10 protein-coding genes are annotated in these 13,525 nt (G+C 68.5%); 6 read left to right on the top strand and 4 right to left on the bottom strand.

Annotation, left to right across the window (positions count from 1 at the left end; genetic code table 11):
* Nucleotides 1-6: 6 nt before the first annotated feature.
* The 4 genes from B2J86_RS03145 to B2J86_RS03130 all read left to right on the top strand — a co-directional run bounded on the left by B2J86_RS03145 (nucleotide 7) and on the right by B2J86_RS03130 (nucleotide 6,283).
* Nucleotides 7-1,314 carry a hemolysin family protein gene (locus tag B2J86_RS03145; protein WP_169170364.1) on the top strand — a complete coding sequence of 436 codons (1,308 nt, stop codon included), beginning with the start codon at nucleotides 7-9 and terminating at the stop codon, nucleotides 1,312-1,314.
* Nucleotides 1,315-1,424: 110 nt separating this feature from the next.
* Complete coding sequence (locus tag B2J86_RS03140) at nucleotides 1,425-1,712, top strand: H-NS family nucleoid-associated regulatory protein (RefSeq protein WP_169170370.1); 288 nt, start codon at nucleotides 1,425-1,427, stop codon at nucleotides 1,710-1,712.
* A 371-nt stretch (nucleotides 1,713-2,083) separates the two neighbouring features.
* A complete protein-coding gene (locus B2J86_RS03135) occupies nucleotides 2,084-5,011 on the top strand; it encodes an aconitate hydratase (protein ID WP_173024702.1) in 2,928 nt (975 codons plus the stop codon).
* Between the two features lie 75 nt (nucleotides 5,012-5,086).
* Complete coding sequence (locus B2J86_RS03130) at nucleotides 5,087-6,283, top strand: FAD-dependent monooxygenase (protein WP_169170362.1); 1,197 nt, start codon at nucleotides 5,087-5,089, stop codon at nucleotides 6,281-6,283.
* Nucleotides 6,284-6,339: 56 nt separating this feature from the next.
* Here B2J86_RS03130 and B2J86_RS03125 read toward each other — a convergent pair whose 3' ends face one another.
* The 4 genes from B2J86_RS03125 to kynB form a co-directional block, all read right to left on the bottom strand.
* On the bottom strand, nucleotides 6,340-7,551 hold the full coding sequence (locus B2J86_RS03125) for an MFS transporter (protein ID WP_173024782.1): 1,212 nt from the start codon (nucleotides 7,549-7,551) through the stop codon (nucleotides 6,340-6,342).
* Between the two features lie 255 nt (nucleotides 7,552-7,806).
* Nucleotides 7,807-8,709, bottom strand: a complete 903-nt coding sequence (gene kynA / locus B2J86_RS03120; protein ID WP_173024701.1) for a tryptophan 2,3-dioxygenase — start codon at nucleotides 8,707-8,709, stop codon at nucleotides 7,807-7,809.
* Between the two features lie 2 nt (nucleotides 8,710-8,711).
* Nucleotides 8,712-9,992 (bottom strand): kynureninase, encoded by a 1,281-nt coding sequence (kynU, locus tag B2J86_RS03115; protein WP_169170360.1) that lies wholly within the window; start codon nucleotides 9,990-9,992, stop codon nucleotides 8,712-8,714.
* Between the two features lie 72 nt (nucleotides 9,993-10,064).
* Nucleotides 10,065-10,691, bottom strand: a complete 627-nt coding sequence (gene kynB, locus B2J86_RS03110) for an arylformamidase (RefSeq protein WP_169170359.1) — start codon at nucleotides 10,689-10,691, stop codon at nucleotides 10,065-10,067.
* 216 nt (nucleotides 10,692-10,907) lie between these two features.
* On the opposite strand from kynB, the gene B2J86_RS03105 reads away from it, so the two are divergent.
* Both B2J86_RS03105 and B2J86_RS03100 read left to right on the top strand, forming a co-directional pair.
* Complete coding sequence (locus B2J86_RS03105; protein ID WP_169170368.1) at nucleotides 10,908-11,216, top strand: FeoA family protein; 309 nt, start codon at nucleotides 10,908-10,910, stop codon at nucleotides 11,214-11,216.
* Complete coding sequence (locus B2J86_RS03100) at nucleotides 11,213-13,114, top strand: ferrous iron transporter B (RefSeq protein ID WP_173024700.1); 1,902 nt, start codon at nucleotides 11,213-11,215, stop codon at nucleotides 13,112-13,114. Before B2J86_RS03105 ends, B2J86_RS03100 begins: the two co-directional genes overlap by 4 nt.
* The last annotated feature ends 411 nt before the right edge of the window (nucleotides 13,115-13,525 follow it).

Here is a 13,525-nt window from a genome sequence, read left to right as displayed (position 1 = left end):
TGATCCATGGATTTTCTGCTGATCGCGCTGCTGACCGTGCTCAATGGCGTGTTCGCGATGTCGGAGCTCGCCCTCGCATCCAGCCGCAAGGCCCGTCTGACGGCCATGGCCGAGGGCGGCGACAAGGGCGCCGACGCGGCGCTGGCCCTGCTGGGCAATCCCACACAGTTTCTTTCGTCGGTGCAGGTCGGCATCACCTCGATCGGCATGCTCAACGGCATCATCGGTGAAGCCGCCTTCAGCGACGACCTGGCGCACTGGCTGCGGTCGCTCGGCATGCCCGAAGGGGCATCGGGCATCACGGCCACGGCCATCGTGGTCACGCTGATCACCTTCATCACCATTGTGTTTGGCGAACTGGTGCCCAAGCGCATCGGCCAGCTCTACCCCGAGACGGTGGCGCGCCTCGTCTCGCGCCCCATGGCGTGGGTGGCCAAGATCGCCAAGCCTTTCGTGGCCCTGCTGGCGGTGTCCACGCAGGGCGTGCTCAGGCTCTTGCGCGTCGACAACGCGGCCGCCCGCGCCGTGACCGAGGAAGAGATCGTCGCCAGCCTCGAAGAAGGACGCAATGCCGGCGTCATCGAGCACCACGAGCACCAGATGGTGCAGAACGTGTTCCGCCTCGACGACCGGCCGCTCACGTCCATCATGGTGCCACGCAGCGACGTGCAGTGGCTCGACGCTTCCCACACGGTGGTGCAGTGCCTGCAAATGGCCAGCGCCAGCGGCAACAAGGGCGCGCATTCGTGGTATCCCGTCTGCCGCAGCTCGCTCGACGATGTGGTCGGCATCATCAGCGTCGCGCATCTGCTCGAGCTCGGCCCCGAGGCCCCCGGCCCCATTGAGCAGCATGTGCAGCCGGCCTCGTTCCTGCCCGAGACGCTCAGCGGCATGGAGTTGCTCGAGCAGTTTCGCGCGCGCTCGGGCCGCATGGTTTTCGTGGTCGATGAATATGGCGTGGTGCAAGGCATCATGACGCCGCGCGATTTGCTCGAAGCCATTACCGGCGAATTGCAGCCCGGTGCCGCCACCGATGCCTGGGCGGTGCAGCGCGAAGACGGTTCGTGGCTGCTGGACGGCCTGATGCCCGTCTCGGAATTGAAAGCGCGCCTGGATATCCGCGATCTGCCGGAAGAAGAGCGCGGGCGCTATAACACGTTGGCCGGATTATTGATGGCCGAATCGGGCCATATGCCCGAAGTGGCAGAGCGCATTGCGTGCGAAGGCTGGATATTCGAGGTGCTCGATCTCGATGGCAAACGCATCGACAAGGTTTTGGCGCAAAAGGCGCCGGCCCCAGAAACCCCCGACTGACGGATACAGCAATAATGCACACATTAGTCGGGACATAAGACGTGGTTTGCGTGCAGACCCGCAATGATGTTTCTATAATCACCGCTTCATCAACACAACGTCAACCTACCATGACCAGTTACAAAGAACTGCTGAAACAGCGCGAAGCCCTTGAAAAGCAAATCAACGAAGCCCGCCACCAGGAATTGGCCGGCGCTTTGACCCAGGTGCGTGCGCTGGTGGAAGAGTTTGGCCTGACTGCGCAAGACGTTTTCCCTGCCGCGCGTGCGCGCAGCAGCGCCAGCGGCTCCAAAGTGGCCCCCAAATACCGCGACCCCGCCACGGGCCAGACCTGGACCGGCCGCGGCAAGGCGCCCAAATGGATTCAGAACGAAGACCGCGCAAAGTTCGCGATCTGAACAGGTTTTCCCTGTTTGTGCCCCCAAAGCCCGCCTCGGCGGGCTTTTTTGCGCCCAGAAATTCCCGCTATGCCGGTTAACCCCGCCACCAGAAGTTTCCATGGCGCCCCATTGCGATGGGCAGATGCGGCTTCGAAAAAAGGTTCAGTTGTTTTTGCGGCCTTTGAGTGCAGCCCTATATCGCGAGGCAATATCGCTGCCGCAGAGCGCAGGGCACGCATATTCGCTGGGTGAAACACAGCCGTTCAGCCTTGGCGCGGCAGGAATCGATGGGGCACTGCCATGAAACCATTGCGCGCGAAAGACAGCACGCGCCAGTACTTTTCACCAAGGTGCCAGAATGGGGTTTGTCACCGTCACAGGAGTACGCCATGGTCCAGTCGTCGCCAAAATCCCACCCTCACGCGTTTGCATTCACGCTCAAGAGTTTCGAAACGGCCTCTGGCAAGACAGGCACGCTGTATTCTTTGCCCGCGCTGGCCCAGCAGTTTCCGCAAATCCAGCGTTTACCGGTGTCGATCCGCATCGTGCTGGAGTCGGTGCTGCGCAACTGCGATGGCCTCAAAGTGGCTCCTGCGCACGTGGAGCAGCTGGCGCAGTGGAAGCCCCAGGCCGCGCGCACCGAAGAAATTCCGTTTGTGGTGTCGCGCGTGGTGCTGCAGGACTTTACTGGCGTGCCGCTGCTGGCCGATCTGGCCGCGATGCGCAGCACGGCCGCCCGCCTTGGCCAGGACCCGAAGAAGATCGAACCGCTGGTGCCCGTGGATCTGGTGGTGGACCACTCGATCATGGTCGACTCCTACGGCCAGAAAGACTCGCTCGACCTCAATATGAAGCTCGAATTCCAGCGCAACCGCGAGCGCTACGAATTCATGAAATGGGGCATGCAGGCATTCGATACCTTTGGTGTCGTGCCCCCGGGCTTTGGCATCGTGCACCAGGTCAACCTGGAGTATCTGGCGCGCGGCGTGCACCGAACCCAGGATGGCGTGTACTACCCCGACACCCTGGTCGGCACCGACAGCCACACCACGATGATCAACGGCATTGGCGTGGTCGGCTGGGGCGTGGGTGGCATCGAGGCCGAGGCCGCCATGCTCGGGCAGCCGGTGTACATGCTGACCCCCGACGTGGTCGGCGTGGAGTTGACGGGCCGGCTGCGCGAAGGCGTCACCGCCACCGACCTGGTGCTCACGGTGACCGAGCTGCTGCGCCGCCACAAGGTGGTGGGCAAATTTGTCGAGTTTTTTGGCGAAGGCACGCGCACCTTGGCCTTGCCCGACCGCGCAACCATTGGCAACATGGCGCCCGAGTACGGCGCCACGATGGGCTTCTTTCCGGTCGATGAAAAAACCATCGAGTATTTCCGCGGCACCGGCCGCACGCAGGACGAAATCGAAGCGTTCGAAGCCTATTTCAAGGCCCAGAGCCTGTTTGGCATCCCCCAGCAGGGCGAAATCGACTATTCGCAGGTGATCGCGCTGGACCTGGACAGCGTCACCCCGAGCCTGGCAGGTCCGAAGCGGCCGCAGGACCGCATCGAGCTTGGCCAGGTGTCCGCGCAGTTCGCGTCGCTGTTTTCCAAGTCCAATGCCGAGAACGGCTTCAACCAGAGCGCCGCCCTGCTGCACACGCGCCACCATGTGCGCCACGGCGAGGCCGAGCAGCCAGAGGCGGTGGCCGCCGCAAGCGTGCCCACCCCCATCGGCGCGCCGCGCTCGGTCGTCGAGATGGAGGGCAACAAGCCGACGCTGGCCAGCGCGCACAGCGAGGCCAGTGTGCAGGTCAAACCCTCGGGTCCCGACCTGGCCATCGGCAACGGCGACGTGCTGATCGCCGCCATCACCAGCTGCACCAACACCTCCAACCCGAGCGTTCTGCTGGCGGCCGGCCTGCTGGCCAAGAAGGCGGTCGAGGCGGGCCTGAGCGTGCAGCCGCACATCAAGACCTCGCTGGCGCCGGGCTCGCGCATCGTGACCGAGTACCTCACGCAAACGGGGCTGATGCCGTACCTCGAGCAGCTGGGTTTTTCCCTGGCAGGCTACGGCTGCACGACCTGCATCGGCAACTCGGGGGACCTCACCCCCGAGCTCAACGAAGCCATCACCAGCAACGACCTCGTCTGTGCCGCCGTGCTGTCGGGCAACCGCAACTTCGAGGCGCGCATCCACCCCAATATCAAGGCCAATTTTCTGGCCAGCCCGCCGCTGGTGGTGGCCTACGCCATTGCCGGCACGGTGCTCAAGGACTTGACCAGCCAGCCGGTGGGGCAGGCGCGCAATGGCAAAGACGTGTACCTGGCGGACATCTGGCCCAGCAGCGACGAGATCCATGCCCTGATGCGATTCGCCATGAACGGCACGGCGTTCCGCGACAACTATGCCAAGGTCAAAACCGAGCCGGGCGAACTCTGGGGCGGTATCCGGGGCGTGGGCGGCGACACCTACACCTGGCCCGCCAGCACCTACATCGCCGAGCCGCCGTTTTTCAGCGGTTTCACGCTGCAAGCCGCGTCCCCCCAGGCGGCTGCCAGCGCGGGCGGGTCCGGCGCCATCGACGCCTCGGTGCACGGCGCCCGAATCATGGCGCTGTTTGGCGACTCCATCACCACCGACCACATCTCGCCGGCCGGCTCCATCAAGGACAGCTCGCCCGCCGGACAGTGGCTGCAGCAGCACGGCGTGATGAAGGCGGACTTCAACAGCTATGGTGCGCGCCGCGGCAACCACGACGTGATGATGCGCGGCACCTTCGCCAACGTGCGCATCAAGAACCTGATGCTGCCGCCCGGGCCCGACGGCTCGCGCGAAGAAGGCGGCGTGACCCTGTTCCAGAACGAGGGCCCGCTGCAGGGCGAGAAGATGTTCATCTTCGACGCCGCCATGCAGTACATGGCGCAGGGCACGCCCACGGTGGTGTTCGCGGGCGAGGAATACGGCACGGGTTCGAGCCGCGACTGGGCCGCCAAGGGCACGCAGCTGCTGGGCATCAAGGCCGTGGTGGCCCGGAGCTTCGAGCGCATCCACCGCTCGAACCTCGTCGGCATGGGCGTGCTGCCGCTGCAGTTCAAGGGCCAGGATTCGTGGGAGTCGCTCGCGCTCACGGGCATCGAAACCATCGACGTGCGGCCCGACGCTGCGCTCACGCCGCAAAGCGACGCCACCCTGGTCGTCCACCGCGCGGACGGCACGCGCCAGGAGGTGCAGGTCACGCTGCGCATCGACACGCCGATCGAGGTCGACTACTACCGCGCCGGCGGCATCCTGCCCTATGTGCTGCGCCAGCTGCTGGCCGCCTGACCCGGCCCGTGCTTCGGCACGGCCCGGACCCCTGCGCTGCGCCGCGGGGCCGGTGGCAGCAGGCACAATGGCCGCATGAACAAGCAGGTGTTGATTGCCGGCGGCGGCATCGGGGGGCTGGCGGCTGCGCTGGGCGCGTCGCGGGCCGGTTGGGACGTGCGCCTGTACGAGCGCGCTGGCGCGTTCAGCGAAGTGGGGGCAGGCGTGCAGTTGGGGCCCAACGTGGTGCGCCGCCTGCAGGCCTGGGGCCTGCAGCGCGCGCTGCAGTCGGTCGCGGCTTTTCCCGAGCGGCTGCAGGTGCGCAGCGCGCTGTCGGGGCGCGAACTGGCGGTGTTGCCGCTGGGCGCCGACGCCGTGCAGCGCTACGGCGCCGCCTACGCCACCGTGCACCGCGCCGACCTGCACGGCGTGCTGCTGGCGGCCGTCGAAACCTGCGAGAGCGTCCAGCTCAACCTGGGCCTGGGCATTGAGCGCCATGCCGAGGCCAACGGCGCCATCCTGGTGCGCACCACGCGCGGCAAGGACGTCGAGGGCGACGCCCTGATCGGCGCCGACGGCCTGTGGAGCCACACGCGCGTGCAGCTGCTCGGCGACGGACCGCCGCGCAGCACCGGCCACCTGGCCTACCGCGCCATCGTGCCCCAGCGCGCCCTGCCCAAGGCCCTGCGCACGCGGCAGGTCACCGCCTGGCTCGGGCCGCGCCTGCACGCCGTGCAGTACCCGGTGCGCCGCGGCGAGCTGCAAAACATCGTCGTCATCGTGCAGGGGCCGGCGCGGCAGGACCTGCAAAGCTGGGACCATGCGGCCAACGCCGCCGACCTCAAGGGGGCCCTCGCCGGCAGCTGCAGCGCGCTGCAAACCCTGGTGCGCAGTGTCCCGGCCTGGCGCCTGTGGCCGCTGTCCGATCGCCCCCCGGTGCGCAGTGCGGCGCAGATGGCGCAGGGCCTGGTGGCGCTGCTGGGCGACGCCGCGCACCCGATGCGCCCCTACCTGGCGCAGGGCGCCGGCATGGCCATTGAAGACGCCGCGCAGCTGCAGCATGCCCTGGCCATGCACGACCTGGAGGTGCCGCTGCGCCTGCGCCGCTACGCGCTCAACCGCTGGGAGCGCAACGCGCGCGTGCAGGCGCGTTCGCAGCGCAACGGGCGCATCTTCCACGCCACCGGCCCGGTGCGCTGGGGGCGCGACGCCGCGCTGCGCCTGCTCGGGCCGCGCCTGCTGGACCTGCCGTGGCTGTACCGCGGCGATGGCTCCAGCGCCAGCTCGCTTTAAGGGCTATAAAAAAACAGAGCTGCCAGCGCTTTTCCCATAAGCGCTGGCGTGCTTTTTCATGCGGATTCTGTGCCGTGCGCCGCGGGCTGCCGCAGCAGCGGCGACACCGGCAGCCAGCGGAACGCGGTCGAACCCAACGCCAGCAAGGCGGCAATGGTCGCCATCACCGCGCGGTAGGGCTCGAGCCCCTGGCCCTGCGCCCAGTCGGCGACCCAGCCGGTCAGCGACTGCACCAGGCCCACGCCGAGGAACATGGCCATGGTGAACACCGACAGCGCGCGCCCGGTCAGGTCGGGCGGGTAGGACGAGCGCACGTCGGAATACTGCAGCACCGAGTAACCCGACAGCACCGCAATGACCACCACCAGCGCCAGGTTCAGCGCGGCGTGGTGCACCAGCCCCACGCCCAGGTACAGCGCGGCTGCCAGCAGCGAGAAGTTGACCACCCAGGCGCGCCGGCGCGCCGGTCCCGGATCGAGGCGGCCAAAGAGGGCCGGACTGAACAGCGAAATCAGCGACATCACGAGGGCCATGTTGCCGCTCTCGACCAGCGTGAAGCCATAGCGGTCGATCAGCATCGGCCCGATCCAGAGGCCGCGCAGCGCCAGGAACGAGGCATAGGCCACCATGCCCAGCAGCAGGATGCCCAGCGTGTGCGGCAGCATGAACAGCGCGCCAAAGCGGCGCACGGCCGTGCCCCAGCGCTCGCGCGCGGGCGCGGGGCCGGGCAGCGCCGGCTCGTGCACGCAGCGCCAGATCAGCAGCCACGCCAGCGCCGACAGCAGCGCCAGCAGCGCAAAGCCGCTGCGCCAGCCGTGCTGCTGCACCAGCCAGGCCAGCGGCGTGCCGGTCAGCAGCAGGCCCAGGCCGCCCACGCCCATGCCCACGCCCGACAGGAAGGCAAAGCGCGAACTCGGGAAATGGCGCGAGATGAACACCGTGCAGGCCAGGAAGGCCGGCGCGCAGCCCACGCCGATGAGCAGCTGGCCGAACATCAGCCAGCCATAGCCGGGCGCCCAGGCCGACACGGCAGCGCCGGCAATGGCCAGCGGAAAGGCGCTGAGCACGGTGCGGCGCAGGCCGTACAGGTCCATGCCAATGCCCATGAAAAATTGCGTCACGCCAAACGACAGGCCAAACAGCCCGGCAAACGCGCCCAGCGACGCCGGCGAGAGGCCAAAGTCGCCCTGCAGGCCGGTCGCCATGATGGCGGTGACGGTGCGGTAGGCCTGGCTCAGCGCAAAGGCCGAGAGCAGCGCCAGCAGCATGAACCACAGCGTGGCCTGCGAGGGCGGCGCGGGCTGGGGCGAGGAATCCGGCAAGGGTGCCGGGTGCGCAGGGACGGCAGGGGGATGGGGCACGGGGGATGAAACGGGCGAGGGTTGCGGGGGCACGGCGGGTGTCTTTTGAAGCGTGCAGCCTACACGCTGGCGCGCGTGGGCGCTGTCGCGGCGGCAGCACTCCGGTTTTGATAGCTGTCAGCGCTTTCTGTACCAGCGCTGGAGGCCGATGGGGCCTGAAGTTTACAGGCTGGTGCGCAGCGACCAGATCTCGGGGAACAGCACCACGTCGAGCATCTTGCGCAGGTAGCTCACGCCGCCCGTGCCGCCGGTGCCGCGCTTGAAGCCGATGATGCGCTCCACCGTGGTCACATGGCGAAAGCGCCACAGGCGGAAAGCGTCCTCGAGGTCGGTGAGTTCTTCACCGAGCTGGTACAGGTCCCAATGCCGCTGCGGGTCGCGGTAGACGGTGAGCCACGCCTGCTCGACGGCCGGGTCGGCGGCATACGGCTGCGTCCAGTCGCGCTCGAGGTGGCTGGCCGGCACGTCGATGCCGCGCCGCGCCAGCAGGCGCAGCGCTTCGTCGTAGAGCGAGGGCGCCTCGAACGCGGCCTGCACCTGCGTGAGCCACGCAGGGTGGTGCGCGTGCGGCTGCAGCATGGCGGCGTTCTTGTTGCCCAGGGCAAACTCGATGCAGCGGTACTGGTAGCTCTGGAAGCCGCTCGACTCGCCCAGGTAGGGGCGGATCGCGCTGTACTCGGGCGGCGTCATGGTGGCCAGCACGTCCCAGGCGTGCACCAGCTGCTCGAGGATCTTGCTCACGCGCGCGAGCATCTTGAACGCGGGCGGCAACTGGTCCTGGGCGATCAGGGCGATGGCGGCATGCAGCTCGTGCAGCATGAGCTTCATCCACAGCTCGCTGGTCTGGTGCTGCACGATGAACAGCACCTCGTCGTGCGCGGGCGAGAGCGGTTTTTGCGCGCCGAGGATCGCGTCGAGCTGCAGGTAGTCGCCATAGCCCATGCGCTGGCTGAAGTCGAGCTGGGCGTGCTCGGCGCGCACGATGGCTTCGGGAGTGGGGCCGGACGAAGAGGCCGCAGCTGCGCCAGCGGCGGCAGGGCCGGGGGAGAAGGGGCAGTCAGACATGGTCAGGTCACCGCGTTGAGTTGGTGGAATTCGGGGCGCTGCCATTCGCCGCTGTAGAGCACCTCGCGCAGCTGCTCGGCGGCGTGCCAGACCTCTTCAAAGCCCAGGTACAGCGGCGTGAAGCCAAAGCGCAGGATGTCCTTGTGCGGGCCGGTGCCGCCGTCGCCCTGGCGGAAGTCGCCGACCACGCCGCGCGCAATCAGCGCCTGCACGATGGCGTAGGCACCTACCTCCCTGGTCAGGCACACCTGCGAGCCGCGCTGGGCGTGGGCGCGCGGCGTGGCCAGGCCCAGGCCGTGGCCGGCGCAGCGTTCCTCGACGAGCGCGATGAACAGGTCGGTCAGCGCCAGCGACTTGGCGCGCAGCGCCGCCATGCCGCCCAGCGGCTGTGCGGCATCGAACACATCAAGCCCGCACTGCAGCGCCGACAGACTGAGGATCGGCTGCGTGCCGCACAGGTAGCGGCGGATGCCGGGCGCCGGCTGGTAGCCGGGCGTGAAGGCGAACGGCGCGGCGTGGCCGAACCAGCCCGACAGCGGCTGCCAGAAACGGTCGGTGTGGCGCGGATGCACCCAGACGAACGCTGGCGCGCCGGGACCGCCGTTCAGGTACTTGTAGCCGCAGCCGATCGCAAAGTCGGCCTGGGCCGCGTGCAGGTCGACCGGCACGGCGCCCGCGCTGTGCGCGAGGTCCCACACCGCCAGCACCCCCGCCGCGTGCGCCGCGGCCGTGACGGCCGCCATGTCGTGCATGGCACCGGTGCGGTAGTTGACGTGCGTGAGCATCAGCACGGCCACGTCGTCCTGCAGTGCGCCAGCGATGGCTTCGGGCTCGAGCAGCACGAGCTCGAGCCCGCGCTCGCGGCACAGGCCCTCGGCGATGTAGAGGTCGGTGGGGAAGTTGCTGCGCTCGCTCAGCACCTTGGTGCGCGCCGGCGCGTCGGCCTGCGCAATGTGCAGCGCGGCGCTGAGCACCTTGTAGAGGTTGATCGAGGTGCTGTCGGTGCACACGACCTCGTTCGGGCGTGCGCCGAGCAGCGGCGCGAGCTGGTTGCCCAGGCGCTGCGGCAGGTCGACCCAGCCGGCGTCGTTCCACGAGCGGACCAGGCCCTGCGCCCATTCACGCTGCACCACGTCGGCGACGCGCGCGGCCGCGGCCTTCGGCGCCACGCCCAGCGAGTTGCCGTCGAGGTAGACCACGCCGTCCGGCAGCGTGAAATGCTGGCGCAGCGGCGCCAGGGGGTCTTGCGCGTCGAGCGCGCGGCAGTCTTGCAAGTTGGTCATGCGGTAATTCTTTCTTTTTGATAGCTGCCAGCGCTTATCCAGCAAGCGTTTGGGGCCGAAAAGACCTGAAATTCAGGCCAGGGAGCGCAGCACGGCGCGCACCGGCGAGGCGTCGGCGCTCGTGAGCTTGAGCGGCAGCGCGATCAGCTCGTAGTCGCCCTCGGGCACGGCGTCGAGCACCAGGTTCTCGAGCACGCGCAGGCCGCGGCGGCGGATCACCTGGTGGCTCGCCAGCGGCTTGCTGTCGGCCGGGTCGATGCTGGCGGTGTCGATGCCCACGAGCTGCACGCCCAGGTCGGCCAGGCGCTCGATGGTGTCGGGCGCGTAGGCGGCGAGGTGCGCGTCCCACTGCGTGGGCGCCCGAGCATAGGTGCGCACCAGCACACGCGGCGGCAGGTCGGCCAGCGCATGCGCGAGGTGGCGCCATTCGATCAGCGCGCCGCAGCCGATGGCGTGGACCACGCGGCAGCGCCCCAGGAAAGGCTCGAGCGGCAGCTCGCCGATGCTGGCGCCCTGCGCGTCGTAGTGCAGCGGCGCGTCGGCATGAGCGCCGACATGCGGCGAGAGCGTGATGCTGCTCACGTTGACCGGGCAGCCGGGCGCGATGGTGGCGCTCCACTGCTGCTGGTAGGGCGTGTCGCCGGGAAAAACGGGCGATGCCGGGTGCACGGCGGGGGAGATGTCCCACAGGTTCTTCATGGGCCAGAAGGTAGCGCCGTGGCCACGCCGTGGTGTCGCTTCATTGCAACAGCGCGGTAAAAACCTGCCGCGTGCCGATCCAAATGGCATTTGCGCCACCGCAAAGGAAGGCGCTGGCAAGCGGCAGGAGGGCGCAGAAAAATCCCCGCGAAAGGCCGGGAATTCATAGAATGAGAACCATTCCTATTTTCGTTGGAGAGGGTCTCTGTGACCGCGATGCCCTGGAACGTTGCTGCCGCTCCCGCAGCGGGCGAATGCAGCCTGGCCGACCTGCCGCTGCGCACCGACGCCTGGGTGCGCGCGCTGCACATGGACGCCGCGCCGCACGAGCGCGATGTGCTGCTGCGCCTGCTGGAAATCGGTTTTCTGCCCGGCGAGCCGGTGCGCGTCGTGGCGCGGGCGCCGGCCGGCGGCGATCCGCTGGCGGTGCGCGTGGGGCGCACCACGTTCGCGCTGCGCCGGCGCGAGGCGGCCCTGGTGCGCGTGGGCAGCACGCCGCCCGGCGCGCTGGCGGAGGCCGCATGAGTGGCGCCGCTGCAGTTTCAAGCCCCGCTGCGCCCTGGAAACTCGCGCTGCTGGGCCACCCCAACAGCGGCAAGACGGCGCTGTTCAACCTGCTCACCGGCAGCCGCCAGAAAGTGGCGAACTACGCCGGCGTGACCGTGGAGCGCAAGGAGGGGCTGCTGACCACGGCCTCGGGCCAGCGCGTGCGCGTGCTCGACCTGCCCGGCGCCTACAGCCTGAACGCGCTGAGCGCCGACGAAGCCGTCACGCGCGACGTGGTGCTGGGCCGGCGCGCCAGCGAGGCCGCGCCCGACCTGCTGGTCTGCGTGGTCGATGCCACCAACCTGCCATTGGGCCTGCGCATGGTGCTGGAGACGCGGGCCATGGGGGGGCCGATGGTGCTGGTGCTCAACATGAGCGATGCGGCGCGCCGCGCCGGCCTGGCCATCGACCGCGCGCTGCTCGCGCGCGAACTCGGCATGCCCGTGGTCGAGACCGTGGGCATCCGCAAGGGCGGGGCGCAGCAGCTGCTGCAGTTCATCGACGGCTGGCGCGGCGCGCAGGCGGGCGCCGGCGCCGCCCTGCGGCCCTGGCAGCCGCAAGGCCCCGAACAGGTGCTGCGCACGCAGCAGGAGGTGCGCCGCATCCTGCGCCTGGCGGTGCAGGCGCCCGCGGGCCAGGCGTTGCGTAGCGAGGCCATCGACCGCGTGCTGCTGCACCCGCTGTGGGGCACGCTGGTGCTGGCCGCCACGCTGTTCCTGATGTTCCAGGCGGTGTTCAGCTGGGCCAAGGTGCCGATGGAGGCCATCACCGGCGCCTTTGACGCGCTGGGCCAGGCGGTGCGCGCGCACATGGCCGACGGCGTGCTGCGCAGCCTGCTGGTCGACGGCATCCTGGCCGGCGCGGGCGGCGTGCTGGTGTTCCTGCCGCAGATCCTGGTCTTGTTCCTGTTCATCCTGGCGCTCGAAGACTCGGGCTACCTGCCGCGCGCGGCCTTCCTGCTCGACCGCCTGATGGGCACGGTGGGGCTGTCGGGGCGCGCGTTCATTCCGCTCCTGTCGAGTTTTGCCTGCGCCATCCCCGGCATCATGGCCACGCGCACCATCCCCCACTGGCGCGAACGGCTCACCACGATCCTGGTGGCGCCGCTCATGACCTGCTCGGCGCGTCTGCCGGTGTATGCGCTGCTGATTGCCGCCTTCATTCCGGCGCGCACCGTCTGGGGCGTGTTCAGCCTGCAGGGGCTGGTGCTGTTCGCGCTCTACCTGGGCGGCATCGCCAGCGCCATGGCCGTGGCGGCGGTGATGAAGCTCTGGCGCGGCCGCATGCAGCCCACGCCGTTGCTCATGGAGCTGCCGCCCTACCGCTGGCCCCACCTGCGCAGCCTGGCGCGCGGCCTGCAGGAGCGCGCGGCCATCTTCTTGAAGCGCGTGGGCGGCATCATTCTGACGCTCACGGTGCTGCTGTGGTTCCTGTCGTCGTTCCCCGGCGCACCCGCGGGCGCGCCGGGCCCGGCCATCCAGTACAGCCTGGCCGGCCAGCTGGGGCGCTGGCTCGAAGTGCTGTTTGCGCCACTCGGCTTTACCTGGCAGATCGCCGTCGCGCTGGTGCCGGGCATGGCGGCGCGCGAGGTAGTGGTGAGCGCACTGGGCACGGTCTATGCGCTCTCGGCCACGGGCGACGGCGTGGCGGCGCAGCTCGGCCCGCTGATTGCCCACCAGTGGTCGCTGGCCACGGCGCTGTCGCTCCTGGTGTGGTTTGTGTTTGCGCCGCAGTGCTTTTCGACGCTGGCCACGGTGCGCCGCGAAACCAATTCCTGGCGCCTGGCCGCGCTGATGGCGGCGTACCTGTTTGCGCTCGCCTACGGCGCCAGTTTCATCACCTACCGGCTGGCGCTGGTGTTGACAGGAGGGGCATGACCATGTGGCAAGACTGTGTCGTGGGCGCCATCGTGGCCCTGGCGGCGCTGTATGCGCTGTGGTACTGGATGCCTGCCGCCCTGCGCCGCCGTCTGGGTTTTGTGCGGCCGGCGCTGGCTGAGAAGTCGGGCTGCGGGTCTTGCAGCAGCTGTGGGGGCTGCGGGAATGCTCCTACTGCTGCGTCCGGCGGTGTGCCGGAGGGTGGTGTGGAAGGCCGGAAACCGGTGTGGATGGCGCCGGATCGGTGAGTGGTATTTGGGGTTTTATTTGGCGCTGGGGCGTGCCTGGCTTGCGTGGGTAGCTATTGTTTTGTGGTTTGTGGTGTTCTATGGGCGCGCTCTTTGCTGAGGCTGCTGGCCGGGATGTGCGCCCGGCGGCGCAGTAACTTTCTTTCGCGTCGCCGAAAGAAAG

The organism is Acidovorax sp. SRB_14 (assembly GCF_012932145.1).
Lineage (GTDB): Bacteria > Pseudomonadota > Gammaproteobacteria > Burkholderiales > Burkholderiaceae_C > Simplicispira.
Note: the sequence above shows the minus strand (reverse complement) of the source record. Positions and strands in the feature narration are given on the sequence as shown.

What these genes read in the sequence shown, in the direction of transcription:
- B2J86_RS03145 (WP_169170364.1), top strand. Translation starts at nt 7, where the DNA reads ATGGATTTTCTGCTGATCGCGCTGCTGACCGTGCTCAATGGCGTGTTC.
- B2J86_RS03140 (WP_169170370.1), top strand. Translation starts at nt 1,425, where the DNA reads ATGACCAGTTACAAAGAACTGCTGAAACAGCGCGAAGCCCTTGAAAAG.
- B2J86_RS03135 (WP_173024702.1), top strand. Translation starts at nt 2,084, where the DNA reads ATGGTCCAGTCGTCGCCAAAATCCCACCCTCACGCGTTTGCATTCACG.
- B2J86_RS03130 (WP_169170362.1), top strand. Translation starts at nt 5,087, where the DNA reads ATGAACAAGCAGGTGTTGATTGCCGGCGGCGGCATCGGGGGGCTGGCG.
- B2J86_RS03125 (WP_173024782.1), bottom strand. Translation starts at nt 7,551, where the DNA reads ATGCTGCTGGCGCTGCTCTCGGCCTTTGCGCTGAGCCAGGCCTACCGC.
- kynA (WP_173024701.1), bottom strand. Translation starts at nt 8,709, where the DNA reads ATGTCTGACTGCCCCTTCTCCCCCGGCCCTGCCGCCGCTGGCGCAGCT.
- kynU (WP_169170360.1), bottom strand. Translation starts at nt 9,992, where the DNA reads ATGACCAACTTGCAAGACTGCCGCGCGCTCGACGCGCAAGACCCCCTG.
- kynB (WP_169170359.1), bottom strand. Translation starts at nt 10,691, where the DNA reads ATGAAGAACCTGTGGGACATCTCCCCCGCCGTGCACCCGGCATCGCCC.
- B2J86_RS03105 (WP_169170368.1), top strand. Translation starts at nt 10,908, where the DNA reads ATGCCCTGGAACGTTGCTGCCGCTCCCGCAGCGGGCGAATGCAGCCTG.
- B2J86_RS03100 (WP_173024700.1), top strand. Translation starts at nt 11,213, where the DNA reads ATGAGTGGCGCCGCTGCAGTTTCAAGCCCCGCTGCGCCCTGGAAACTC.